Below are 23,831 nucleotides of genomic sequence, written 5' to 3'. Positions count from 1 at the left end.
GCTGCCTCGAGAGGCCTGCCGGATCCTGGCCGATGCCCAATGCCGAATTCCGGCTCGTGCGTGGTACGTCAAGGCCCAACGCCGCTACCGCCTGCTCAACGGGTGATGGGGAGTGCGGCGCCATGCGGTGCCGCGCCCTCCTACGCGGGGAACTTCCGGTCACTTCCGGCGCCGCCTGCAACGCTCGGCGGACCCGGGTCGGATCTTCACCCGGGTCAAGGAGGTCGTGGCCGCCACCGGCATCCTGAGCGGGAAGCGGCGGCGTGCGCTGGACTCCACGGTGCTCGACGACGCGGTGGCCACCCAGGACACGGTCACCCAGCTGATCTCCGCGATCCGCCGGGTGATCCGCTGGCCAGTTGTGCGAGCGGTCACCGGGTGTCGCGGTTCTGTACCACCCGGCCAGAAGCGCCCCTTCCCCGCCGGGGCGCCCTGCATCATCAGCCCCATGCAACCCGAACTGATGGGCGCGCTCCTGGGGCGCCGGCGCCGGGGTCTTTGCCGGCGGCCTCGCCCTATACGGCGCCTTACGCCAGGCCCAGGCCGCCCGCCGCGCCGCCGAAGTCGCCGCCCGGGCCGCCGAGCAGGCCGCCGAGACTGCCGCCCAAGCCACCCAGCAGGCCACTGAGCACGCCGCTCAGGCCGCTCTACGGGTACGCGCGCGTCCTGCTCACGGTCGACGGCAACGGCACCGCCGAGGGGCAGCTGCTGGGCGGCACGGTCTCGTTCATGTCGGCCCGCACCCACGCGGCGCCGGTGTTCGGGAACCCCGACCACTGGCCCGCGGGCCTGCCGGTGAAGCCGCGCACGGCCCGGCACAGCCCCCAGCGGATCACCGCCGCGACCGACGAAGCGTTCCACCTGCGCTTCCTGGCCCAGAGCGCGGTACCCGACGCGCAGATGGTCACCGTCGGCGAGACCGTGCACCTGGTCGACGTCGTCACCGGCTCCGCCGCCACCCTCACCCCGACGGACGGCAGTTGGCGGGTGTGCGAGGGCGGCCCGGTGAAGTTGTGGGAGCGCATCGAGCGGGTCCTGGACGCGTACGACGTGGCCAGCGCCCCGGGGCCGGAGACCTTCACCCTGCACGTCTACGACGGCGGGCAGCACCTGCGGCACCCGCAGATGTCCGGCCTGCCGCTGCCCAGGCCCTGAGACGGCCCGTACGCTCCAGACGCCCGGGCGGGGAGAGTGACGGCCCCCGCCCGGGCGCCTGGCATTCCCCCGTCGCGGACCCCGTGTCACCCGGCGGCCGTTTCCGCCGCCGGGCCGACTCGTTGGGCTGAACGAGTGAATGCACGGCAATGGCCCGGCGAGATACGGGCGGATGAGCACAGGGGGCGCCCGCGTGGGTCGGGATCTGGGGCTGGACGGGGTCGTCGAACACTTCACCCTGGACCCAGGCGAGCTGGCCTTGTTGCGGAACAAGACCGGGGCGACCCGGTTGGGTTTCACCGCGATGCTCAAGTTCCTGCTGTTCAAGGGCCGTTTCCCTCGCGGTCGGTTCGAGCTGCCCGACGACGCGGTCGATCATCTGGCCCGGCAGGCGAAGGCCCCGGCCGGGGACATCGGCTTCTACGACTTCACCGGTCGCACCGCCAAGGCCCACCGCAAGGAGATCCGCAAGGCCACCGGCTTCCGGATCTGTACCGTCGCCGACCAGAAGGCCCTCGCCGCCTGGCTCGCGGTCCACATCGCGCAGGAAGAACGCCGCACCGAGCAGGTACGCACCCAGCTGCTGGCCCACTGCCGCACCGAGCGCATCGAGCCGCCGACCGCGGAGCGGGTCGCCCGGGTCGTCGACTCCGGCATCCGCCAGGCCGACGAACGCCTCATCTCCACCGCGGCCGCCCGCCTCCAAGCAGAGCCCGCCGCCGCCCTCGAAGCCCTCCTCGCCCCGGCCGACGACGAGGACCCGAACGAGGCGGCCAAGCCCGCCGACGCTGGGGAAGAGGCCCAGGAGCCCGACGTCGATGTGCTGTCCGAGATCAAGGCCAGCCCCGGAAACGCCAGCCTGGCCACCATGATCAGCGAGATCGCCAAGCTGAAGGCGGTCCGCGCCATCGGTCTGCCCTCCGGCTTGTTCGCCGGCATCCACCCCAAGGTGGTGAGCGGGTGGCGGGCCCGCGCTGCGGTCGAGTCCCCCAGCCACCTGCGCGACCACCCCCGGCCGGTCCGCCTGGTGCTGCTGGCCGCCCTGGTCCACCAGCGCGAGCGCGAGCTCACCGACACCCTCGTGGACCTGCTGAACTCCATCGTCCACAAGATCAACGCACGGGCCGAGAAGAAGCTCACCGAGGAGTTCGCCAAGCGCTACAAGGAGATCCGCAACAAGGGCGCCCTGCTCAACCGGATCGCCGAGGTCTCCCTGGAAGCCCCGCGCGAGTTGGTCGAGGACGCCATCTACCCCGTGTTCGGCGGCACCTCGGGGATCGCCGACCCGCTGCACGGGTACAAGTCCAAGCGCGGCGGCTACGCCCGCGACAAGCAGCGCGTCTTCAAAGCCTCCTACACCGGCCACTACCGCACCGGGCTGATCAAGCTCCTGCGGGTCCTGGACTTCCGCTCCAACAACAACGACCACCGCCCCGTCCTGGACGGCCTGGAGCTGATCCTGGCCCACGCGGACGCCAAGACCACCTACTACCCGCCCGGCACCCACGTGCGCCTGGAGAAGGTCGTCAAGGCCGAGTGGCGCGAGTTCGCGCAGGACACCGACCCCAAGGGCAAGACGCGCATCGTGCGGCTGGTGTACGAGTGCTGCGTGCTACAGGCCCTGCGTGACTGCCTGCGCTGCAAGGAGATCTGGGTCACCGGCGCCGACCGCTGGCGCAACCCCGACGAAGACCTCCCCCAGGACTTCGACGCCAAGCGCGACGAGAACTACGCCAAGCTCGACCTCCCGCACCAGGCCCTGGAGTACACCGAGGCCGTACGGTGCGAGATGCGCGAGGAACTCGACAAGCTCCACACCGCGCTGCCCAAGCTGCCCTGGCTGGAGATCTCCGAGAAGCACCTGGGCGGCGCCATCAAGCTCACCCCGCTGGAGCCGGTGCCCGAACCGAAGAACCTGCGCCGCCTGAAGAAGTACATCGAAGGGCGCTGGGGCACCACGCCGCTGATCGAGTTCCTCAAGGAAGCCGTCCTGCGCACCGGCGTGCTCACCGAGCTGACCGGGGTGGGCACCCGCTCCGGGCTCGACCCGGCCGTCCTGGCCGAGCGCCTGCTGCTGTGCACCTACGGCTACGGCACCAACTCCGGGCTGCGCGCGGTCGCCTCGGGAGACCACCCGCACACCGAGGAGGACATCCGCTACACCGCACGGCGCTACCTCACCCCCACCGGGCTGAAGGCGATGGCGGTGGCCATCGCGAACGCCACCTTCGCCGCCCGCCAGGAAACGATCTGGGGCCAGGGCACCACCACCGTGGCCAGCGACTCCACCCACTTCGCGGCCTGGGACCGCAACATCTTCACCGAATGGCATTCGCGTTATCGCAGGTCACAGGGTGTTCTGGTGTACTGGAACATCGAGAAGGGCCGCATGGTTATTCACTCCAAGATCCTGACCTGCTCGGCCTCCGAGGTCGCCGCCGCCATCGAGGGCGTCATGCGCCACGGCACCGCCATGAACGTCGCCGGGAACTACGTGGACTCCCATGGCCAGTCGGAAATCGGCTTCGGGGTGACCAAGCTCCTGGGCTACCAGCTACTGCCCCGCATCAAGCAGATCAACAAGGCCAAGCTCTACCGCCCCGGCCCCACCAACGGCACGGACCCCTATTCCGGGCTCGCCCCGGCGATGACCCGCCCCATCAAGTGGGACCTCATCGAGCAGAACTACGACATGCTCGTGCGCTACGCGACCGCCATCCGGGTCGGCACCGCCTCCACCGAGGCCATCCTGCGCCGCTTCACCCGCAACGCCTCCCACCCCGTCTACCAGGCCATGCTCGAACTCGGCCGCGCACAGAAAACGATCTTTATGTGCCAATATCTCCGTGACCGCGAGCTCCAGCGGGAGATCAACTCCGGGCTCAACGTCGTCGAGGGCTGGAACGACGTCAACGACGTCATCTTCTTCGGCAAGAGCGGCGAGCTCTCCAGCAACCACCGTGACCAGCACGAGCTGGCTATCGGCTCCCTGCATGTCCTGCAAGCCGCGCTTGTCTACATTAATACCCTCATGATCCAAGACGCTCTGGCCGAGCCGGAGTGGGCCGACGTCCTCACCCCCGAGGACCGCCGCGGCCTCAACCCCTGTTCACCACCCACATGACGCCGTATGGCGAGGTGAAGCTGAACATGTCCAGCCGCCTCAGCCTCTCCGACACCACCACGCCCGGGCCGGCCGCCGCCAATGCCGAAGCCGACGAGGACAGCGACGACAGCACGGAGTAGGCCCGTGGGTCAGGCGCCCGCCTTCTTGCGCAGCTCGCCGCCGCGGGAACGGAACCTCACCCCGGCATCGGCGAGAAGGCGGTGCACGCCGCCGTAGGAGCGGCTGGTGGCCTCGGCGATCGAGCGGATGGAGGCCCCGCTCTCGTACTGGGCCTTGAGGTCGGCGGCGACCTTGTCGCGGTCCGGGCCCGCCATCAGCTTGCGGGCCGGCTTCTTCCTGGCCATGGGATTCCCCTCCGAAAGGACAGCAGATACGGCCATGATCGTGCCCGGGGCGGGCGGCGGCTACCGGTTGGGCCGAACCGTGTCAGTGGCCACCGGTACGGTGAGGTTGACCTGCAAGGCGACGGTAAAGGCGGCAGCGATGGCGGGCGAGACGCTGGTGACGGTGGTGGGCAACCTGACCGCCGACCCGGAACTGCGGCACACCAACTCAGGTATCCCTGTCGCTGGGTTCACGATCGCGTCCACCCCCAGGGTCTTCGACCGCGAGCGCAACGAATTCGTCGACGGCGAGCCGCTGTTCCTGCGCTGCTCGATCTGGCGCCAGGCCGCCGAGAACGCCGCCCAGTCCCTGGTCAAGGGCGCCCGGGTCATCGTCACCGGCCGCCTCAAGCAGCGCACCTTCGACGACAAGGAAGGCATCCGCCGCACCGTCGTCGAGATCGACGCCGAGGAGATCGCCGCCTCCCTCACGTACGCGACTGCCAAGGTCACCAAGACCTACCGCCCCGGCGGTGCTGGACAGGCCGGGCCGGGCCCTGCGCCGAGTCCGGCCGCGAACACCGGGCGACCCGGGGAACCTGCACCGTCCGAAACTCACCCCTTCTGACCCGGGCCGTTACTCAACTCCCGTATTCAGCCCTCTGGCTGACCAGCCGGTGGATAGCGTGGCCGGATGGCGAAGAGGCTCAAGAAGCGGGCTCAGCCCCGCGTACGGCGTATCCCCGCGCAGCTCGTCATCGACGGCTGGCCCGAACAGGGCGGGACGATCCGGCGCATCCGCCCCGGGGAATGGGCCAGGGCGAACGAGCTGCTGCCCGCCGCCGGGGTCGAGCTGGACGAGCTCGCGCGGGCGGCGATCGACGACAACACGCTGGGCACCGTGCTGCTGGACGGACTGAACACCGATGTCCAGGTGTTCCACGAGCACTATCTGGAATCCCTCAAGGGCCAGGACCTGGCCCAGCAACTGGTGCCGTGCTCCCTGGTCCTGGTGGCCGAGGACAGCGGCGGCCAGATCGTCGGGGCGTGCGAGGTGTTGCCGCCGGCGTCAACGATCGTGCGGATGCGCACCATGGGCATCCCGGATGTGGTGGCGATCCGCTCGCCGTGACCGCGGGCAAGATCCGGGGGCTCGCCGTCGACGAGACGGCGCGCGGGCAGGGCTGGGGCAGTGCCCTGCTGCGTCGGGCCATGCAGGTCTACGACCAGCTCGGCTTCGTGACCCTGTACGGCTCCTTCGACGTCGGCTCGCCCCACCTGGAGGACTTCTACCGCTCCCACGGCTTCGACGTGCTCGGGGTCGGCGCGAAGATCGAGATGCACCACCTTGGCCCGGCGGTGCAGACCGGCAGCGACGACAGCGAGCGCATGTTCGTCCGCCACCGCGACCCGAAGTCGCTGCCGTGGGGCGATCTTCTGGCCGGGCGCTGAGCGGGGCCCACCGGACCACCTTTGTTGATCTTGCTCATCTATCGGTCGATAGATGAGCAAGATCAACGATCACGGGAAGTGGTTGCCCCGATACCGAGATCGTGTCCGTAAAACGGTGTCAGAAAGTCTTGGTGTCCCACAACTTGACCACCCCCGTTTTGCGTACACTTCCACCCGTGCCGCTGCCACTCGACGACGAACCGGACCTCCTCGCCCCCGTCCCGTCCATCCCGAATGGGAAGTTGATCGGATATGCGAGGGTCTCGACCAAGGGACAGCTCCTCGACCGCCAGCTCCTCGCACTCGAAGCCGCCGGGTGCCACCGCATCTACGCCGACAAGAAGTCCGGCAAGAACGCCGAACGCGAAGAGCTCTGGAAGGCTCTCGACTACGTCCGCGAGGGCGACACCCTCGTGGTGCCCGCCCTCGACCGGCTCGGGCGTTCCATCCAGGACCTCATCGCCCTCGTCGCCGGACTGCGCAAGCGCGGCATCGGCTTCACCTCGCTGCACGAGAACCTGGACACGACCACACCGGGCGGGCGGCTCGTCTTCCACGTCTTCGCCGCGCTCGCCGAGTTCATCCGCGAACTCATCGTCCAGGGCACCAACGAGGGCCTGGACGCCGCCCGCGCCCGCGGCGCCCGCCTCGGCCGGCCCCCGGCCATGACCTCCGAGCAGATCCGCCACGCCCGCCAACTGCTGTCCGAGCCGGACAACACCGTCGCCTCCATCGCGAAGCTCCTGGGCGTCTCCCGCAATACCATCTACAAGTACGTGCCCGAACTCAAAGGCGGTCGCGCGGCCCTCGCCGAGGCCGAGCCCGCGACCGCGCTGCCCGGCCCTGCCGCACCCTCGGACTGACCGGTCAGCCGGAATACCGCCCAAGCAGGCAACGGGCCGCCACCCGCTCGCCGTGGTGAAGCCACGGCGGCGCGCGGTGGCCTGCACATACGGCACATGCGTCGGACACGTCTCGATCGTGGCAACCTCAATCCCCGCCGCGTCGTTGAGGACCAGGCGCTCGGTGGCGGCCGACACCTGCCCGTAGCGGTCGCGCATCCCGCGCCCGACGCACACTTCGCACTCGGTGTACGACCCGGCGGGCAGTGGCGGCGCCGGAACCTCGACGGTGATCTCACGTACGACCTCGACCACTTCGACCCTGGTCATCGCGGCCCGCTGCGCGGCCTTGACCTCCTCGGCGTCGACCTGCGCCTTCGGCATGACCCACTTCGCGTCGATGCTCGCGGCCGTCGCGGCCAGCCGCTCCTCGGGCGGCAGAGCCAGCCGGGCCTGGCGCGCGAGCTTGGGCCGCCCGGTTGCGCTCGTTCTCCTCGCGCCGATGGGCCTTGAGGGCCTTCTTCGCCGCGGCCTCGTTCAGCTGCCGCTCGCGGACCTGCTGCACATCACCCGGGGTAGGCGCCTGCGTCATCAACAACTCCTACAGACCGACCGACTTGAGCATGTCCAGCAGCAGATCGGTGTTCCCGATCGCCGTCTCCAGCGCCTCGCGGGCGGCCTGGAGCTGCTCGACCTGGGCGGCCAGGGTGGCGACGTCGCCGGTGGCGACCGCGCCCTGGCTGGCGGCGATCACCCCGAGCAGCGTGTGCAGGCCCGTGGCGGCATGCGCGGCGGCCAGCGGGATCGGCCCGACCTCCCGGTTCTGCGCCATCAGCCGCAGCGGTGTCCCGGCCCGCAGCACCTGCCACCGGATGAACTCGACCCGCTTGGCCGGGTCCTCGTCCAGTCCGGCCCCGGCGGCGGTGAGCTGCTGTTCCCACGCGGCGTGATGAGCGTCGTCGTCCAGCTTCACGCCATCGGCCAGCGCCGCCTCGGTCTGCACCACCCCGAGCAGCGCGTTGACCATCCGCACCCGGTAGGCGTCCGGGCCGCCGAGCCGGGCGGCCTCCTCCGCGTGTTCCTTGGGAGTGTTCTCCCCGTGGTACATCCCCAGCGCGGACATCGCCGCTGCGATCTGCTCTACCGTGGCCGGAGTCTCGTCCCGGTGCTTCTGCTGTTCGCTCACCCGGGAAGGCTATCGACGCCGCTCATCCCGCGTCCGGAGAAGTGGCAACGCCCTCGGTGACGTAACCCAGAGCATCACCGAGCGCTACCTTGCCCCTGGTGACAGCTTCCTTAAAGGCAGCCCTACTTGCACTGCAACGCCCGGTTCGACATGCCATCGCGGGAGTCGCGCCGCAGCGCGGCGTACAACTCGACCTTCGACTGGCCAGGCAGCATCGGGGGTGCTCCTTTACTGAGCACATCCAGCTTGACACCGCAACCCCGATGGTGACGGCAGAATTCGCGAACATCTTTCTGGGCCATCACCTGGTGCCGTCAGCTTTCACGAACAACTGACGTCACCAACTACTGACAGAACCAACCAACACCGGCGCAGTGTCCCACCGGCCCGGTGTCGGCCGCAGCTGTCTGTCACTCGTACGAGGTCGAGGTCTGGCCCCCGGTTCGGCGGGCCGAGACGAACCCGAGCCCGCCCCAGTACCGTTCTGGGCGCACCACCCGCGAGTTCGGCTACGAGCCCCCTTCGGAAAACTCGAACCCACGGCCTTTCATCATTTTCGTAACCACCCCGCGAGCGGTGCGCGTGTCCCTGGCGTACCTTCTCGGCGTGGCGGTCGCCACGACGGCGGGGGTCGCAGTCACGCGGGGCATCTTCGCTCTCCTGGGCCACGCGGGCTCGGCGAGCATGCCATCCGACAAGGGATCGGTGGAAACCATCGTCCAGTTCGTACTGGTCGGCCTGCTGCTGATCGCCGCGGTGAAGACATACGTGAAGCGCGAGACGGCCGAGCCGCCGAAATGGCTCGGAACGCTGATGGACGTCGGTCCGAGCAGGGCTTTCTGGATCGCTCTGGTCGTGATTCTGCTGATGCCGTCCGACATTGCGGTCATGCTGACCGTCGGCGCACACATGGAGCAGCACGATGTGGGCCTGGGTGCGGCGCTGCCCTTCATCGGGGCCACCATCCTGATCGCGGCGCTGCCGCTCCTGCTCTATCTGCTGTTCGGCAAGCGCGCTCAGCGGATGATGCCTCGGCTGCGGCAGTGGGTGAACTCCCACAGTTGGCTGGTCAACATCGCTGCCTGCATGATCTTCATCGCAGTCATCCTCAGCTGATGAGCCGCCGTTTGACGATCTGCCCCAGACGGCGCCGAGGCGGCAGTTGTGCCGTAGTAGTGGCAGCGGGCGGCCTCGAATCCTGCGCCAAACGCGCCTCACGGCCCCGACCCTGCGGAGTTCGGTGCCGTCGGCGTCGGCGAACGAAGGTGTCGGGTTCGCGCCAGGCGGCGGATCAGCGACAGAGCCCGTCTCGAAACACCGGCCACGGCCGTGCCATCGGCGTCTCGATGATCTCGTCGCCGATCACGAGCATGCTGTCACACGGGCAGGTGCTGGAAAGCCGCGCGACCAGTTGGGGGTGCCAAAGCGTTGCCTGTGGTCGACCGCGTCTTGGTCGCGTGACGGCGATGCCGAGGGCCTGTAGGAGTGGTGAACTGATCGAACTCATGCTGCGCCGACTCGATCAGCATGCGTGGATACGTGAAGCCGGCGGCAAGCCCCTGCAACCGCGCTGCACATCGTGGGATGTTGCAGGCCACGACCGGATGTACGGGCCTGTCGGTCGCGGGCGGCCAAACGGATTGCGCACGCGCGGGGCGGGCTGAGCGGTCTGCGTTTCCCTGTGGGGTCGATCTGGGCGGAGCGTGCGGAACTCGTCCATGGCCTGGCGCTGCCATACAACGGCAGTCCGCCGCCACGCCGTGCCGCCCGGCCGGCGAGGTCTCTGGATCCCGAACGGATTCAATGGCCTGACATGGCATCAGCAGGTCATCCTGCACCGGCCGTGGACGAAGACGGCAAGAACAACGGCAAACGCGTACGAGGGGGTGTCCAGCGGTGGACAAGCCGGTGACGGACTTCTTCGAGAGCCATAACGATCCGTTCGCCGCGCACCTCGCCGTCCTGGCGGTGCTCGACGACCGAGGAACAGTGGTCGGCTGGAGCCGCCGGTCCCAGGAACTGCTCGGCCACCCGGGCACAGCCGTGATCGGTCGTCCAGCATCCGACGCCCTGGTGGATCCCCGCGATCTGCCAGCCGCCAAGGACGCCGCGGCCAGGTGCAGGAGGGCCGGCGGCTGGTTCGGGGTACTCGCGGTACGACACCGCGGCGGACAGCGCGTGGAGCTGGGGCTGAGCGTCCATGAGATCTCCCGCGATGACCGGGTCCGTGAGTGGCTTCTTGCCGGAGCGCTCGCCACCGACGTCCTGGAGTGGCAGAGGGACCGCGCGGTACTCGACGGGTTGTACCACCAGTGCCCGATCGGCCTGGTCGTCCACGACCCCGAGATGAGGATCCAGCGGGTCAACCGGGCGATCGAACGGTTCACCGGCGTCCCGGCCGCAGACTTTCGAGGCATGCCCACCGGCGCTTTGCTCCTCCCCGATGACGCACGGACCTCCGTGGACCGTGTGCGCCAGGTGATGGAGACCGGAAGATCAATGGTCTACTCCGAGCAGTACGCTCGCCTGGAGCGGGACCCGGCGCGAGAGCGGGTCGCCTTGGTCTCATCCTTCCGGATGGAGGATCCCTCCGGCCGGGTCCTGGGCGTGGCCGAAATGATCCAGGACATCACCGAACGCCAGCGGGCCCAGCATCGCCTCGCCCTCCTCAGCCAAGCCAGCACGCGTATCGGAACCACCCTTGACGTGGGCGAGACCGCACGGGAACTCGCTGAAGTGATCGTCCCGCACCTCGCCGACCATGCGTCGGTGGACCTGTTGCAGCCGGTGACGCGCGGTGAGGAACCGGCGCAGGCACTGGCAGGGCCAGTGGTACGGGTGGGCATCTGCAGCGTCGGTGCCCAAGAACCCGTCCCGCCGCACCCGCAGGGCGAGCCGGTCGAGTTCGCACCAGACACACCCCAGGCCAGGTGCCTGGCCGACGGGCGGCCCCTCCTCGAACCGGTTCTGCCGCCGGACTGGTTCTCAATGGAACCCCGCCGGCCTGCCCACGCTCCCAACCTGGGCGTCCACTCGCTGATGGTGGTGCCGCTTGCCGCACGGGGCCTGGTGCTGGGCGTGATGACTCTGTGGCGCTCACGCCGCCCGGATCCGTTCGAGGCGGACGATCTCACACTGGCCCTCGAACTCGCCTCGCGCGCCGCCGTCTCCATCGACAACGCCCGGCGCTTCACCCAGCAGCAGCAGACCGCGTTCACCCTGCAAAGCAGCCTGCTGCCCAGGGCGGTTCCGCACCAGTCGGCCGTCGAGGTGGCTTTGCGGTACCTGCCCGCGAGCGGGGCCCCGGGCCTGGGCGGTGACTGGTTCGATGTCATTCCCCTGTCGGGGGCCAGGGTCGCCCTCGTCGTCGGCGACGTCGTGGGCCGCGGCGTCCACGCCGCGGCCACCATGGGTCGGCTGCGCACCGCTGTGCACACACTCGCCAGCCTCGACCTGGAACCGGACGAGGTCCTCTCCCGCCTGGACGACCTGGTCAACTTGCTGGCAGCCGAACAGGAGGCGGTCGGCGAACGGCCCGTGGGCGAGCAAGTCGTCGGCGCTACCTGCCTGTACGCCGTGTATGACCCGGTCGCCCAACGCTGCTCCGCGGCGCGCGCCGGGCACCCGCCACCGGTGGTGACTGCCCCGGACGGGCAGGTGGCCGTACTCGACCTGCCCGCCGGCCCACCGCTCGGCCTGGGCGGCCTGCCGTTCGAGGCCCGGGAGATCGAACTGGCTGAGGGAAGCCTGCTCTGCCTGTACACCAACGGAATCATCGGCGAACGCCACATCGATGCCGACGTGGGCCTGACCCGGCTGTGCGCAGCGCTCACCCGCCCTGCGGACGCGCTGGAACGGACGTGCCAGACGGTTGTCGACGCGCTCGTGCCGACGCGCCCCACCGACGACATCGCCTTGCTGATCGCCCGCACCCGCGCGCTGCCACCGGACGACGTCGCCTCCTGGGATCTGCCGCTGGAGCCCGCCAGTGCCGCCCGCGCCCGCGCATTGACCTCCGCCAAGCTCACCGACTGGGGGCTGGAGCACTTGACGTTCACCACAGAGTTGATCGTCAGCGAACTGATCACCAACGCCTACCGGTACGCCAGCGGTCCCGCGACCCTGCGACTTATCCGTGAACGGTGCCTGGTGTGCGAGGTCACCGACGCCAGCCACACATCACCGCACCTACGCCGGGCCCGCACCACCGACGAGGGCGGGCGCGGCCTCTTCCTGGTAGCCCAGATGGCCGAGCGCTGGGGCACCCGCTACACCCGAGAGGGAAAGACCGTGTGGACCGAACAACCGCTGACCGGCACGCTCACCTGACCGTCCAGGTCAGCTGGCATCGAGGACTTCACGTGCCCGAGCAGAGCGCGGTTGCGATTGACCCAAGTCAGCAGGCGGCGGACCTCGGCGCACACCGCCTCCACACACAGCAGCACCCGAGGTTGCTCGCACCAGCGCAACGGGGTGAACTCCGCGACGCCGAACCGCGGATCCCCGCGCTGCTCGTCGACGTCGCCGCACGGATCGTCGTCCCACTCGAGCTGAAGGAAAAGCTGGTCTCAGGGGAGGAGCCGGCGGAGCTCCTGCGCCGAGTCGGGAACAGGAAGCCGGAAGAGCAGGCGGCACATTTAGAGAGGCTGAAGGCGCAGAAGAAGCCCAAGGCCAACCCGGCGCGTCAACCGTCATTACGGCGCAATGAACTATGCGACCGAGTCGTCCGCACACGAGGCGGCTCCGCAAGCTGAGCGAGCATCGACTCCACCGGCGGACGTAGCGCGCCCAGGTCCTCGCTCCCGTCAGGGAAAAGCAGACACTGAGCTCTTTCCATTCTCAGTTTGAGCTGGCCAGATGCAGGGTGAGGACAGCTTGGACGAGGCTCGTGAGGCGGGCGGTCGAGATGGCGGAGCTTGCGCAGGAGCCGCCAGGACTTGAGAGTGGCGACGGCTTGCTCCACCAGGGCACGGATTTTCGTCTGGGACCGGTTGGCGCGTGGCGGCGGCCCGCTGGTTCCAGGCGAGCGATGCTTTGGGGTTCTTCAGGTCGCGGAAGGCCTCGGCGGCATCCGCGGAGGGGCGGGCATGGTGATAGAAGTCGATCCAGGCCGGCTCGTCGCCGCTGCTCTGGTCGGCCTGGATGATGAGGTCTTCGGACGCGGCCAGAGCGCGTGAGGCGGCCCTGGCGTTGTTCTCGCGGGCGTGAGCACGGGCCTCGATGAGCTTGGTGAACGCCAGGACACGCGGGGCGGCCTGGCCCTTGGCTCGTTCGAAGGCGCCCTGGGCCATATCGACGGCCTCGTTCGGGGGTGTTCACCCGCTCAGTCGGAATGCGGCTCGCGATCGTGGGGATCGCCCACCTCCAGGCCCGCGACCTCGACCAGGGCCTCGAACTGGGCAACCGGTCCGTCGACATCCTCGCCCGCGTCCAGTCCTCCCGGGCCAAGGACTACGTCCGTCCGCGAGTTCAACGCCGCCCTCGCCCCCTGGCGCCGCGAGCCGGCCGTCCGCGACTTCATCCACCGCACCCGCACCGAACCCTCCATCGCCACCTGAGCACGTCTTCCCCGTACTTCCCCCTCCTCGAGGGAAGTACGGGGCGAACATCCCCAGTCGCGTACGACTTCGTCGTGCACCACCGCGTACGGACTTCTGTGCCCAGACCTGCAGGCTGCCCGGTTCCGTCAGCGTGCCGGAGGACGGCGGCCGACAGCGGTGGCCGACCCCCTGACCGACGCGGACCGGCCGACACTGTCACCTCTGTTCTGGACGCACGTGAACCCTTACGACCGGTTCGAGCTAGACATGAACAGACGCCTTGACCTGGACCTGACCGCCCGGCCCGTGCCCCAGCCGCGCACCGCCGAGGGGCGAACCGGCCCCTGCTCCAGGGTGATGGAACGGGCTGAGGGCTCAGCTGACACCGTGAACGCGTGAACAACGGTGCCGCCCCGGACGATCGTCACCTTGTGGGGTCCGGTCGGGTGCGCGATGTCCCCGGCAAGCGCGATGAACACCTTGTGCTGGCGGGCAAGGCGCCGCCAAGTCCTCGGGCGGGGTTCGTGGTGGCCCAGCGGCCCTTTTGCCGGCCACTTCCGCTCAGTGGGTATCGGTGCGCTTTTCGAGGCGGGTGCCGTTGCGAAGGGTGATCGACATCAGGTCGCTGGGGGCCTCCAACTCCAGCCGGTGCCAGCGACCGCGAGGGACGATCATGGCGGTGCCTGACTGCAACTGCACCATGTCCTCGGCGCCGCCGGGCCTCTCGGGACGGAAGTAGAGGCGGACACCGCCGGTCAGGCAGCACACCGCTTCCTCGGCTTCCGGGTGCATCTCCCAGTGGTCGGCGTGTACGTCGGCGTCGGTCTCGACGTGGAACGTGGCGATCTGCCAGACGCCGGAGCCGCTGCTTGTCATCTGCCGTTCGACGGCTCGGACATCGCCGTCGGGCTGGAAATGCAGCGCCGAGGCGAACAGGTCGACGGTGGTGGTCGTCATCATGACGGTGTTCCTTCCAGCTGATCGTCTGCGAGAGCGGTGGATTGCGGGCGAAGTGTGACGGTCCGGCGGCGCGGCAGCACTCCGATGGCCACGACCGCCGCGAGCACGAAAATGGCGGCGGCGATGGCCAGGCCCAGGGCGTAGCCGTCGTTGAGCGCGGCGGGGTCGGTGGTCGTGCCGGTGTGGTGCGCGGAGATAGTGGCCAAGGCCGCCAGGCCAATGGCACCTCCGAGTTGACGGGAACTGTTCATGAGGCCGGAGGCCATGCCGGCCTCATGCGGGGCGACGCCGCTGGTCGCGGCGGCGGCGACCGGGGCCAGGACCAGTCCGGCGCCGACGCTGGTGACGAGGGACGGACCGAGCACGTCGGTAAGGAAGCTGCCGTCGGGGCTGATGAGCGCGAACCAGGCCAGGCCCGCGGCGGCCAGCAGGGCGCCAGGCACCAGGGACACACGGGGGGTGCGTGCCGCGGTGATGCGGGTCGCGACGATGGTTCCCGCAACCAGGCCCAGAGAGAAGGGCAGAAATGCAGTTCCGGTCGCTGCGGCACCCATGCCCAGGACCTGCTGCATATACAGAGACACGAAGTAGAACGCCGTGAACTGCCCTGCCGCAGCCAGGAAGACCAGCACGTTCGCGCCAGCGACCCAACGGCTGTGCAGCAGGCCGAGGCGCAGCAGCGGTGCGGCGACCCTTGACTCGGCGAAGACGAACATGCCCAGCAGCACGGCCGCGACGGCAAGGGTCGCCCACGTGACCGGGGAGCCCCAGCCCAGGGTGTCGGTGCGGACGACACCGAGCACCAGCAGCCCGACTCCGCCTGTCGCCAGGACGGCGCCCAGCCCGTCCAGCCTCTCGCGCCGGGCAGGTGATGTTCCGGCGGGCACCCCTGCGGGGATGAGCGCGAGAGCCGCCACGACGATGGGCAGGTTGATCAGCATGACCCAGCGCCAGCCCGCGTATTCGGTCAGCAGCCCACCTGCCAGCACGCCCAGCGCGCCGCCCGCAGCGTTCACAGCGCTCCACACCCCAAGTGCGCGCACGCGCTCGGGGCCTTCGGTGAAGGTAGTGGTGAGCATCGCCAGCGCGGCCGGCGCAACTGCGGCGGCGCCCAGGCCCTGCCCTGCGCGGGCGGCGATCAGTTGCCAAGGTGCCTGAGCGAGTCCGCCCGCCAGCGAGCACAGCCCGAAGACGGTCAGCCCCAGCACGAACATCCGACGCCGGCCGTACAGGTCGCAAGCGCGTCCCCCCAGCAGCAGGAACCCGCCGAACGTGAGCGCGTACACGTGCACGACCCACGACAAGTCGAGCGGCGCGAATCCCAGGTCGGTGCGGATCGCGGGCAACGCGACGTTGACCACGGACATATCCAGAGCGACGACGAACTGGGCGACGGCGGCTGCCGCCAGCACCACGCCTGGCCTCTCTCGGGTGTTTTTATACATGTACGAAAAGTTAGCGTCAGGAGGTGGCCGTTGTCGACACCTGGGAGATGATGGGGGCATGCCGCACCCGTCCGCACCGCGCAAGACCCTGGGCCGACCTCCCCGTATCTCTCGCGAGGAGATCATCGAGACAGCCCGCCGGATCGTGACTGAGGGAGGAGTGGACCGGCTGACCATGCGGCGGCTGGCCACGGAAGTTGGCAGTACGCCCATGGCTCTCTACCACCACGTCCGCGACAAGGAAGAACTGCTCGTACTGCTGCTGGACGACTACGCCGCGCGGACACTGCGCCGACCCGAACTGCCCGCCCACCCCCGCGAGCGGATCATCGTCGCCACCACCGCAATCCACGAGGCACTCGCCGCCTGTCCCTGGATCGTGGAGGTGCTGACCGCCGACGACTTGATGTCCACATCCGCGCTGTGGTTCGTCGAGCAGATCGTCGACGGCCTGGTCGAATGCGGCCTCTCCCCCGACCGGGCCGTGCATGGCTACCGCGCGATCTGGTACTACACCGCCGGAGAGATCGTGGTCAGGACTACAGCTGCCCGACGGCGCGCAGACGATGACCGTGCGACCTACCGGGAGCAAGTCTTCGCCGATCTCGACCCGAGCGAGCTACCCCGCTTGGCACAGGCCGCGGATCGCTGGGCACCGCTGACCGCTGAGGACACCTACCAGGACGGGCTCCGGGCCCTGGTGGACGGCCTTCTCGTCAGCCGCTGACGACTCGCCGCCGACGATGCGCCTGGCCGTCTGACACCACGGCTCTCCAGTGTCGGCAAACGAACGAATGACGACAGGACCAACGGGCGTCCAATGAACCCAGACTTTCCGGGGCCTCGATCCAATGAGATCCGATGGCGGCTGATGACGGGGTTTGCTGACGGCTAGGGTCGAATGCGACCACCACAACGGGGAGCGGCATGGCGAACCTGGTCTATAAGCGGGTGTCGACCGACCAGCAGTCGACCGACCGTCAGAACCTCGTTCTCGGCGAGGTCGTGCATGATCTGCGCGAGTGGACTCTAAACCTGACATGCCCCGGCCACGCCCTGGAGGGCGTGTTCGCCTACGCCGCGGCCGAGAATGTCACGCTGCGAATCGACGGCACCGAGACCCAGGTCCGTCACTCCAAGGCGCACTGCCCCGCCAGACGGGCCTTCGTCTCCGGCAAGCGCAAGCAGAACACCATCAAGACCACCGCGATCAGCGACGACCAGGGCCGCGCCGGGCCATCCGTCCCGGAGGGATGCATGACCAGACCGCCGTCCGCACCGAGGGCATCGCCGAGCAGTTCCGTTGCACCCAGCGGTGAGAGCGGAGTTGGACCAGGGTTACGGAGCCTGAACAACACATTCCCCGACCAGGTCAGCGCCCCACCCAGGAAACCGGCGGACGTCGACAACGCGCCGCTGACCGCGTGGTACGGATGGCGTCAGCTGCGCCCGTCACTCTGACAGTGGTTGACGGGATGCTGTACGTCGGCTGCGACGACAAGCAGGTGTACGCCTTGACACTGAGGACAGCCGGGCATAGCTCCCGGGGATTTTGGAAATCGCCGAACGGGCTGGCAAGCGGGACCGATCCCAACCTTTATATCCCGATATCATGGCTTCGTGATCACGCTTGGTCGGCTACGGCGCCGCCGCTTTCCCTACGGCGGCAGGTGGGAAGCTGCACTGCTGTCGCCCGTGATCCTTACGGTCCTCATCGCCGGCCTGGCGTTCTCCACACCGAGGGAGATCGCTTTCAGCCGTCTCCTGCCCGCCGCGCCTGCCCTCGCCGCCGCGATGTGGCCTGTACTCCCCACGATCCTGCTGGGGGCATTCTGCCTGCTGATCATGATCAGCCTCAGCTTCTTCTACACCGACCTGGGGACGCCATACACGGGGGCTGCGATCGTCGCGGTCACCTTGGCCGCCGCCTACACAAGCCATCACCGTCTCCAGCGGGAGGAGACGCTCTTCCATATCCGGCTCGTCGCCGATGCGGCCCAGAAGGTGCTGCTGCGCCCCCTGCCGGCTCGCATCAATGACATCGAGATCGAGTCGCTGTACCTGGCGGCCCAAGAGGAGGCCCGGATCGGCGGCGACTTCTATGAGGCGGCCGACACCCCGTACGGGGTCCGGCTGCTCATCGGTGATGTGCGCGGCAAGGGTCTGTCGGCGGTGGGAGCGGCATCGGCGGTGATCAGCTCCTTCAGGGAGGCCGCGTATGACGAGCCTGACCTGAGGAGCATCACCCGGCGCTTGGAAACGAGCATCACCCGCCACATCGCCGCGTTCCCTGGCCCGGACCTGCCGGAGCGCTTCGCTACGGCTCTCATCGCGGAGGTCCCGCGTGGCGGTGGCCACGTCAGACTCATCAACTGCGGGCACCCTCCGCCACTGCTCGTGCACCACGGGGAGACCCGCGTCCTGGAGCCTTCCATCCCCTCGCCGCCCCTCAACCTCGCGACGCTCATCGGAGACACCTACTGCGTCGACACCGTCGCCTTTGCCCCGGGCGACCAGTTGCTTCTCTACACCGATGGCGTGACGGAGACCCGGGACCGCGCGGGCGAGTTCTTTCCACTCCCGGAGTGGATGGGGCAGCAGGGCCTGATGTCGCCCCGCGAGCTGCTCGACCGGCTTCACCGCGACCTGCTCCAGTACAGCGGCGGACGGCTCGACGACGACATCGCGGCCCTCGCATTGCGGCCGAATACCCGTGCCCCAATCCGACCTGGGTCGGACAACAACAAAGCCCCGGGCCTGTGATCTGAGAGGGCGTCAAGTCCCGTTCCTGATGATGTGGTGTCGCCCGTTCGTGGGTGATGGGATGGTTCCACGCTCCGTCATGGCGTGTACATGATGGGATCGCGGGGCATGGAACGGATGGCGTACGCAACCGACTTGTCCGACGAGCATGGGGCGTTGATCGAGCCGCTGGTCACCGCGTGGAAGCAGGAGCGGGTGGCGCGGTCGGCGACCGGGACCCGGGCTCCTGCGACCTGCTGCCTCCCGGGTCGAGTGCGACGGCTGTCTGGCGACGCGCACTGCCCTCCTGGACAGCGCGGCCGCGCTCGGCCCGCAGCAGGCCGTTGACACGACGGACGACCCGGTCGGTCGGCTTCGCCGACCTGCTCGCCTGGCACCGCCCCCGCGCCCTGTTCTGCGCCTGCACGGAGAAGCACTCGTACCTGAGGGAACGCGATCGCGACCACGAGACGGCAGCGCTCGCGCCGCTGGTTCATGAAGCCGAGCTGCTCGGTGTACTGGCGAGGGGCGCGCTCAGCCCGCTGTCCCCACCTCTGCGGCACGTCGATATGGACCCGGCCGTCCAGGAGACCGAACTCGTCGCCTGCGCGCAGCGGCTGCTTCCGCCGTTGTGTGAGGCGGTGCGTTTCACCACCGGCCCGGACGTGACCGCGGTGGTCGACGGCATGCCCTCGCCTCGGCTGGCTGCCCTCCTAAAGCTGGCACATCACCTCGGCTTCACTGCGTCGCGCCTTTGATACCGGCCACATCCGACGAGATCATCCACGCCCTGCAGGACATGGCCGAGGACCCGAAACTTCCCGAGCGTTTGACGGTCCTCGTCCAGCACGCCGCCGACGCGCACGGCCGACTCCGCCTCACCACCCCGGCCAGCGTCCTGCACACCGCAGATGCCACCCTGATCGGCGAGATCGCCGCGTCCCCCCAGCTCGTCTCACTCCGCCTTCGGATGCTCGCCCCCACCGTGCTGACGAGCCCCTTCCCGAGCGACGCCGTGATCACCGCGCTTCGTGACGCCGGCTACGCTCCCGTCCACGAACAGGACGATGGTGCGATCCGTCTCCAGCGCCCCACTGACCGCCGCCACCCACTCCTGCCTGCGCCTCGGTCTGCCGAGCCAGCGGCGGATGTCCCCGACGTCGACCACGTGGCCGAGGCGCTGCTCTCAGCTCCAGTCGACAAGGCAGTGACCCGGCTCTCCTCCACCGAGCGGGTCCTCGCCCGTGACACCCGGCAACTGGATTCGCCCATGCGTCCACCCCGCCGGTAACCGGAGTGGTCCGGGGCTCCTGCCGGAGTCCCCGACCATCAGGGGCGTCCCGGGAGCCATGCACCGCGCGAGGTCGCCCGGCCGAGCGGCGCCCGGCAGTGGTGCTGCCGGGCGCCGCGGTGGATCGCAAGGGGAGGGCTGTCCGGTGGCCTGGGGCCTATCCGCGCAGGGGGTCCGTTCGGGAGGCGGGCACCAGATCCCACCACCAGGAGATTGACGCGATGTCCAGCGGGTCGGTGCTGTCGTCGGTCGGCCTGTCGGTGAACGCGCTGGGGAGCAGGGCCGGGTCGTCGGGCGTGGTGTAGCGCAGGGAACTGATGCTCCAGTCCTGGGTGGCCCGGATGAAGGAGGAGAGACCACGCAGGTACTGCCGCATCTGCGGGCTTCCCTGGTCCTCCAACTTCGCGCGCAGGCTCAGGAACAGGCACATGACGCGGTCGCGCTGGGCGACGGCCATGGTGAGGGCCGCCTCTGGGCTCAGGTCGTACTCGTGCATCAGCACGCGGACGACGTTCAGGTAATAGCCCGTCCCCCGGCTCTCCTTGTGGTGGGAGTAGATGTCGTTGTCCCACGTCGTGATGAACGAGGTCATCTCGGCGGCGGCCCGCAGCGCCTTGCTGTCCCGCTCGTGCGACTGGAGCTCGAATCCTTGGCCCATCTCCAGGAACGGCTGCACGACGGAGGTCGCGCCGTCGTAGAGGCGCATCAGCGCGTAGTCGTTCAACGTGGGCACCCGGTTCGCGGCGCGCTGCTCCGCCTCCCAGACCACGGCGAAGAAGTATTCGCGCAGGGTGTCCACCCACCGTTCGACCTGCAGGGCGGTCCCCCAGCGCGACACCCGCAGTGTCAGGTCGCGCAGGCCTTCAGCCAGTGGATCGTTGGTCAGCATGGGCGCCTGGGGGTTCTGCGCTATGCGCAGCAGGCGGTGGAGCACTGCCGCCAGTTCGTAGGGCTTGTCGCCCAGGTCGCCTTCCTCGCAGTAGCCGTCGTCCACGGCGAACAGCCATATGACGAAGTCTGAGAGCAGGGCGACAACTTCCTCCTGGCCCTCGGGAAGGATCCGCGAGGCGAAGACGCCGATGTCCTGGGTGACGAGCCGGCTGCGCCATTCCTGCGACCCGAGGTTGAACTGATCGGCCCAGGCTGCGGTCCGTGCGTCGATGGCGGCGTGGCTCAGATGGATGGCGGACGGGATGGGTGCGTACGTCGGCGGAATCGCCAGGGGTGAAGTCACCGTGCTGCCCTTTCAGCTCATCGGTACGCGAGCACGGCGCGTGCACACGAATCATGGCCGGAATCTCACGTTAAGTAGTCGAATAGCGCATGCTACTGATGCTGAGTCAACCCTCCAAGGGAGCCTCTGTGGCAGGAGGTCACCAGAGGCGGATCGGACAAGGCCCACCAGTCTTCCCTTGTTCACCTGGGGCGGTTCGCACTGTGCCCTGTACCCACCCGAAGATGGCGGCGGCCTCCGCCGACCGCGGTCGAGGCCGAACGGGTGGGTACCGTCGCCTCTGGGCTGCTTGCCGAATGACCTCTCGGCTGATCCGCACTGCGGGAGCCGTCGGGAAGGCAGGCTGGGCAGGGCCCTCGCCGACGGATGTGTGGCTGGATGCGCCGGAGATGCTCACCGCCGCACTGCAGGCGCCCGACCCGGACGCCGCCTGGGCGGCCGTGGTGGAGGAAGGGCTGCGCTACACACCACCCGTGCGTCACATCCTGCTGCGCTGCGCCGTCGACGACGTCGAAATCGCCGGGGTCACCGTGGCCAAGGGCGAGGCGGTGATGGCGAGCGTGATGGCCGTCGGCCGCGACGGCTCCCGCCACACGAACCCGGACTCGTTCGACACCACCAGATCCACGAACCGCGAACACACCGCCTTCGGCCGCGGCGCGCACTACTGCCTGGGCGCCCGGCTGGCGAGGCTGGAGGCACAGATCGCGCTGCGCGCACTGTTCACCCGGTACCCGCATCTCACGCTGGCCGCAGAGCCGCAGCGCATGGCCTCCATCTCGGAGCAGGGGCTCCTCTCCCTGTCGGTCCACCTGCACGGCATCAAGGGCGCAGCGGTGGCCGCGGAGGGCCGCCAGACGGCTGCTGCGGCGTCCTCGCAGGTCAGGGCATCGACGAGCGCCGGGCCCGAACCTTGGTTCGGGCCCGGCGCTCGTTACCAGCCCTGGCGCGCCCCCGGGAAGCAGCGGCGGGCGGTCACGCTCAAGGGGGTTAGCGGTTCAGCAGCGATCGCCACCACGAGCGGGGAGGCTCAGACACGGCGGCGGTGACCGAGTCGGGCGCTACCCGGGCGGCTTCCGGCAGCGGCTGGGCGGCCGCCGGTGCGGGGGGAACGTGCTGCGAGCCAATGGAGCGCGGCCAGGTGAACTGGACGGGAAGAGCGGAGGGACGGCGGGTAAGCCAGTCGGCGGTGATCCCGATCTCGGTCTCGGGGATGGCAAGCCGCACGTCCGGGAGCAGCGCCATGAGTTCGTCGATCCCGGTGTCCGCGATGGCGCGGCCGATGTCTCCGCCCGGGCACTCGTGGGGCCCGGCGCTCAGTGCGAGGTGCGAACGGTTGCCGTGCATCGGCACGCTGAGGTCGGGCCGCTGTTCCGGGTCCACATTGGCGGCGGCGATGCCGAGGAGGAGCAGGTCACCCTTCCGGATGTGCCGGCCGCCGAGCTTGGTGTCGTCGGTGGCCCACCGGCCGGGGACCACACCGATGCTGGGGTTGTCCCACATGACCTGTTCCAGTGCGTCGGGCAGGGTCATGCGGCCCCCGGAGAGGCTGCCACGGAACCGGCGGTCTGTCAGGATCAGCCGGAGTGTTTGGGCGATCAGATTGACTGTGCCCTGATGCGCAGCCACCAGGGTCAGGCGCAGATGCTCGACGATCTCGGTGTCCGTGAGTTGGGACTCGTGCAGGATGAGGCTTGAGGCGAGGTCGTTGCCCGGGGCTGTCTTCTTGTGGGCGACCAGGTCCTGCAGCACCTGGGTCACGACGGCGTTGCTGGCTGCCGCGGTCTCGCTGCCGCGCAGCAGGTCGAGTGTCGGCTCGACCAGGAGTGGGCCCTTGTCCGGGGTCATGCCGAGCAGGCGACTGACGACCAGCATGGGCAGAGGCTCGGCGTAGTCATGCACGAGGTCGGCGGTGCCGTCCGCTTTGAAGCCGGCGACGAGCTCACGTGTGTAGTGGGTGACGTACCGGCGCATGCCGCGGCGGTTGAACTGGGCCAGACCGTCCACGACCGCGCCGCGCAAGCGGGCGTGCTCCGCGCCGTCGGCGAAGACACACAACGGCTGCCAGGCCACCATGGGGAGGAACGGCGAGTCCGCCGGCACGCGCCCCTCGAGGAAGGCATTCCAGCGCCGTGAGTCCCGGCTGAACACCAACGGAGTGCGCATCACTTCCAGGTTCTCCCGGTAGCCGAGCACGATCCACGCCGGGATGTCCCCATGCAACAGGACCGGAGCGACCGGACCGTGCTCCTGGCGCAGCTCCTCGTACGCGCGGGCCGGGTCGGTGATCTCCGCCAGACGCCGGAGGGCATTGGGGGCCATGCCGTGGGCGGGGCACCCGGGCGGCGGCACGAGCCCGTCGGCGGGTATCGGGGGTGGGGTAGTCACGGAGCCTCCGGTTATGGGAGCACCCTGTCACGAAGGCCGGCCGGGGCGCTCATGATCGTCACTGCTGACCGCGGGATGCGGCACCGGCTGCCGGTCTTCAGGCAGCAAGATCGCCAGCCGCAGGACAGCATATCGGCGGCGCACCA

21 protein-coding genes and 4 pseudogenes are annotated in these 23,831 nt (G+C 69.0%); 16 read left to right on the top strand and 9 right to left on the bottom strand.

The window, feature by feature from the left end; translation table 11 throughout:
• Positions 1 to 151: 151 nt before the first annotated feature.
• The 3 genes and pseudogenes from J7E88_RS29840 to J7E88_RS29830 form a co-directional block, all read left to right on the top strand.
• Positions 152 to 352 (top strand): annotated as a pseudogene (locus J7E88_RS29840) (IS5/IS1182 family transposase); the annotation flags it as partial.
• 377 nt (positions 353 to 729) lie between these two features.
• On the top strand, positions 730 to 1,155 hold the full coding sequence (locus J7E88_RS29835; protein ID WP_374196339.1) for a hypothetical protein: 426 nt from the start codon (positions 730 to 732) through the stop codon (positions 1,153 to 1,155).
• A gap of 193 nt (positions 1,156 to 1,348) precedes the next feature.
• Positions 1,349 to 4,279 carry a Tn3 family transposase gene (locus tag J7E88_RS29830; RefSeq protein WP_215186544.1) on the top strand — a complete coding sequence of 977 codons (2,931 nt, stop codon included), beginning with the start codon at positions 1,349 to 1,351 and terminating at the stop codon, positions 4,277 to 4,279.
• A 131-nt stretch (positions 4,280 to 4,410) separates the two neighbouring features.
• On the opposite strand, the gene J7E88_RS29825 is transcribed toward J7E88_RS29830, so the two are convergent.
• Positions 4,411 to 4,626, bottom strand: a complete 216-nt coding sequence (locus tag J7E88_RS29825) for a helix-turn-helix domain-containing protein (protein WP_215186543.1) — start codon at positions 4,624 to 4,626, stop codon at positions 4,411 to 4,413.
• A 139-nt stretch (positions 4,627 to 4,765) separates the two neighbouring features.
• Here J7E88_RS29825 and J7E88_RS29820 point away from each other — a divergent pair.
• The 4 genes and pseudogenes from J7E88_RS29820 to J7E88_RS29805 all read left to right on the top strand — a co-directional run.
• Positions 4,766 to 5,200 (top strand): annotated as a pseudogene (locus J7E88_RS29820) (single-stranded DNA-binding protein); the annotation flags it as partial.
• Positions 5,201 to 5,299: 99 nt separating this feature from the next.
• On the top strand, positions 5,300 to 5,737 hold the full coding sequence (locus J7E88_RS29815) for a hypothetical protein (RefSeq protein ID WP_215186539.1): 438 nt from the start codon (positions 5,300 to 5,302) through the stop codon (positions 5,735 to 5,737).
• The gene (locus tag J7E88_RS29810; RefSeq protein ID WP_215186537.1) at positions 5,734 to 6,057 is read left to right on the top strand and encodes a GNAT family N-acetyltransferase; all 324 of its coding nucleotides are present in this window, start codon (positions 5,734 to 5,736) and stop codon (positions 6,055 to 6,057) included. The genes J7E88_RS29815 and J7E88_RS29810 overlap by 4 nt, the downstream gene beginning before the upstream one ends.
• Positions 6,058 to 6,302: 245 nt before the next feature.
• Positions 6,303 to 6,920, top strand: coding sequence for a recombinase family protein (locus J7E88_RS29805; protein ID WP_374196342.1), 618 nt, complete (start codon positions 6,303 to 6,305; stop codon positions 6,918 to 6,920).
• Between the two features lie 580 nt (positions 6,921 to 7,500).
• Here J7E88_RS29805 and J7E88_RS29800 read toward each other — a convergent pair.
• Positions 7,501 to 8,085 carry a DUF6245 family protein gene (locus tag J7E88_RS29800; RefSeq protein WP_215186533.1) on the bottom strand — a complete coding sequence of 195 codons (585 nt, stop codon included), beginning with the start codon at positions 8,083 to 8,085 and terminating at the stop codon, positions 7,501 to 7,503.
• A 390-nt stretch (positions 8,086 to 8,475) separates the two neighbouring features.
• Between J7E88_RS29800 and J7E88_RS29795 the strand changes: the two genes are divergently transcribed.
• Complete coding sequence (locus J7E88_RS29795) at positions 8,476 to 9,201, top strand: GAP family protein (protein ID WP_308307655.1); 726 nt, start codon at positions 8,476 to 8,478, stop codon at positions 9,199 to 9,201.
• A 202-nt stretch (positions 9,202 to 9,403) separates the two neighbouring features.
• Here the strand turns inward: J7E88_RS29795 and J7E88_RS36455 are convergent.
• Positions 9,404 to 9,821, bottom strand: a pseudogene (locus tag J7E88_RS36455) (amidinotransferase); the annotation flags it as partial.
• Positions 9,822 to 9,981: 160 nt separating this feature from the next.
• On the opposite strand from J7E88_RS36455, the gene J7E88_RS29790 reads away from it, so the two are divergent.
• Together J7E88_RS29790 and J7E88_RS36450 are read left to right on the top strand one after the other, a co-directional pair.
• Positions 9,982 to 12,414 carry a SpoIIE family protein phosphatase gene (locus J7E88_RS29790; RefSeq protein ID WP_308307654.1) on the top strand — a complete coding sequence of 811 codons (2,433 nt, stop codon included), beginning with the start codon at positions 9,982 to 9,984 and terminating at the stop codon, positions 12,412 to 12,414.
• 32 nt (positions 12,415 to 12,446) lie between these two features.
• The gene (locus J7E88_RS36450) at positions 12,447 to 12,839 is read left to right on the top strand and encodes a hypothetical protein (RefSeq protein ID WP_251023406.1); all 393 of its coding nucleotides are present in this window, start codon (positions 12,447 to 12,449) and stop codon (positions 12,837 to 12,839) included.
• Positions 12,840 to 12,924: 85 nt separating this feature from the next.
• Here the strand turns inward: J7E88_RS36450 and J7E88_RS29780 are convergent.
• The 4 genes and pseudogenes from J7E88_RS29780 to J7E88_RS29765 all read right to left on the bottom strand — a co-directional run.
• Positions 12,925 to 13,078: pseudogene (locus J7E88_RS29780) on the bottom strand (IS5/IS1182 family transposase); the annotation flags it as partial.
• Positions 13,079 to 13,408: 330 nt separating this feature from the next.
• Positions 13,409 to 13,606 carry a hypothetical protein gene (locus tag J7E88_RS29775; protein ID WP_215186531.1) on the bottom strand — a complete coding sequence of 66 codons (198 nt, stop codon included), beginning with the start codon at positions 13,604 to 13,606 and terminating at the stop codon, positions 13,409 to 13,411.
• Positions 13,607 to 14,186: 580 nt separating this feature from the next.
• Positions 14,187 to 14,582: a cupin gene (locus J7E88_RS29770; protein ID WP_215186593.1), complete on the bottom strand. Its 396-nt coding sequence runs from the start codon at positions 14,580 to 14,582 to the stop codon at positions 14,187 to 14,189.
• Positions 14,582 to 16,030, bottom strand: a complete 1,449-nt coding sequence (locus tag J7E88_RS29765; RefSeq protein ID WP_215186529.1) for an MFS transporter — start codon at positions 16,028 to 16,030, stop codon at positions 14,582 to 14,584. Before J7E88_RS29765 ends, J7E88_RS29770 begins: the two co-directional genes overlap by 1 nt.
• A 58-nt stretch (positions 16,031 to 16,088) precedes the next feature.
• Here J7E88_RS29765 and J7E88_RS29760 point away from each other — a divergent pair, with 58 nt between their 5' ends.
• The 5 genes from J7E88_RS29760 (at position 16,089) to J7E88_RS29740 (ending at position 20,063) form a co-directional block, all read left to right on the top strand.
• The gene (locus tag J7E88_RS29760) at positions 16,089 to 16,757 is read left to right on the top strand and encodes a TetR/AcrR family transcriptional regulator (protein ID WP_215186527.1); all 669 of its coding nucleotides are present in this window, start codon (positions 16,089 to 16,091) and stop codon (positions 16,755 to 16,757) included.
• A 200-nt stretch (positions 16,758 to 16,957) separates the two neighbouring features.
• Positions 16,958 to 17,491, top strand: a complete 534-nt coding sequence (locus J7E88_RS36445) for a hypothetical protein (RefSeq protein ID WP_251023405.1) — start codon at positions 16,958 to 16,960, stop codon at positions 17,489 to 17,491.
• 159 nt (positions 17,492 to 17,650) lie between these two features.
• A complete protein-coding gene (locus J7E88_RS29750) occupies positions 17,651 to 18,793 on the top strand; it encodes a PP2C family protein-serine/threonine phosphatase (RefSeq protein WP_215186525.1) in 1,143 nt (380 codons plus the stop codon).
• Positions 18,794 to 19,116: 323 nt separating this feature from the next.
• On the top strand, positions 19,117 to 19,530 hold the full coding sequence (locus tag J7E88_RS29745; protein ID WP_215186523.1) for a hypothetical protein: 414 nt from the start codon (positions 19,117 to 19,119) through the stop codon (positions 19,528 to 19,530).
• Positions 19,527 to 20,063: a helicase-associated domain-containing protein gene (locus J7E88_RS29740; RefSeq protein ID WP_215186521.1), complete on the top strand. Its 537-nt coding sequence runs from the start codon at positions 19,527 to 19,529 to the stop codon at positions 20,061 to 20,063. The genes J7E88_RS29745 and J7E88_RS29740 overlap by 4 nt, the downstream gene beginning before the upstream one ends.
• A 157-nt stretch (positions 20,064 to 20,220) precedes the next feature.
• On the opposite strand, the gene J7E88_RS29735 is transcribed toward J7E88_RS29740, so the two are convergent.
• Positions 20,221 to 21,297: a selina-4(15),7(11)-diene synthase gene (locus tag J7E88_RS29735; protein ID WP_215186519.1), complete on the bottom strand. Its 1,077-nt coding sequence runs from the start codon at positions 21,295 to 21,297 to the stop codon at positions 20,221 to 20,223.
• Positions 21,298 to 21,593: 296 nt separating this feature from the next.
• Here J7E88_RS29735 and J7E88_RS29730 point away from each other — a divergent pair, with 296 nt between their 5' ends.
• The gene (locus J7E88_RS29730) at positions 21,594 to 22,346 is read left to right on the top strand and encodes a cytochrome P450 (protein ID WP_215186517.1); all 753 of its coding nucleotides are present in this window, start codon (positions 21,594 to 21,596) and stop codon (positions 22,344 to 22,346) included.
• Here J7E88_RS29730 and J7E88_RS29725 read toward each other — a convergent pair.
• Positions 22,288 to 23,685, bottom strand: a complete 1,398-nt coding sequence (locus tag J7E88_RS29725) for a cytochrome P450 (protein ID WP_215186515.1) — start codon at positions 23,683 to 23,685, stop codon at positions 22,288 to 22,290. The two genes, J7E88_RS29730 and J7E88_RS29725, sit on opposite strands and share 59 nt — an antisense overlap.
• Between the last annotated feature and the right edge of the window lie 146 nt (positions 23,686 to 23,831).

This window comes from Streptomyces sp. ISL-10 (assembly GCF_018614575.1).
GTDB lineage: Bacteria > Actinomycetota > Actinomycetes > Streptomycetales > Streptomycetaceae > Streptomyces.
The sequence above is the reverse complement of the archived record's forward strand: the minus strand, read 5'-3'. Positions and strand labels throughout refer to the sequence as shown.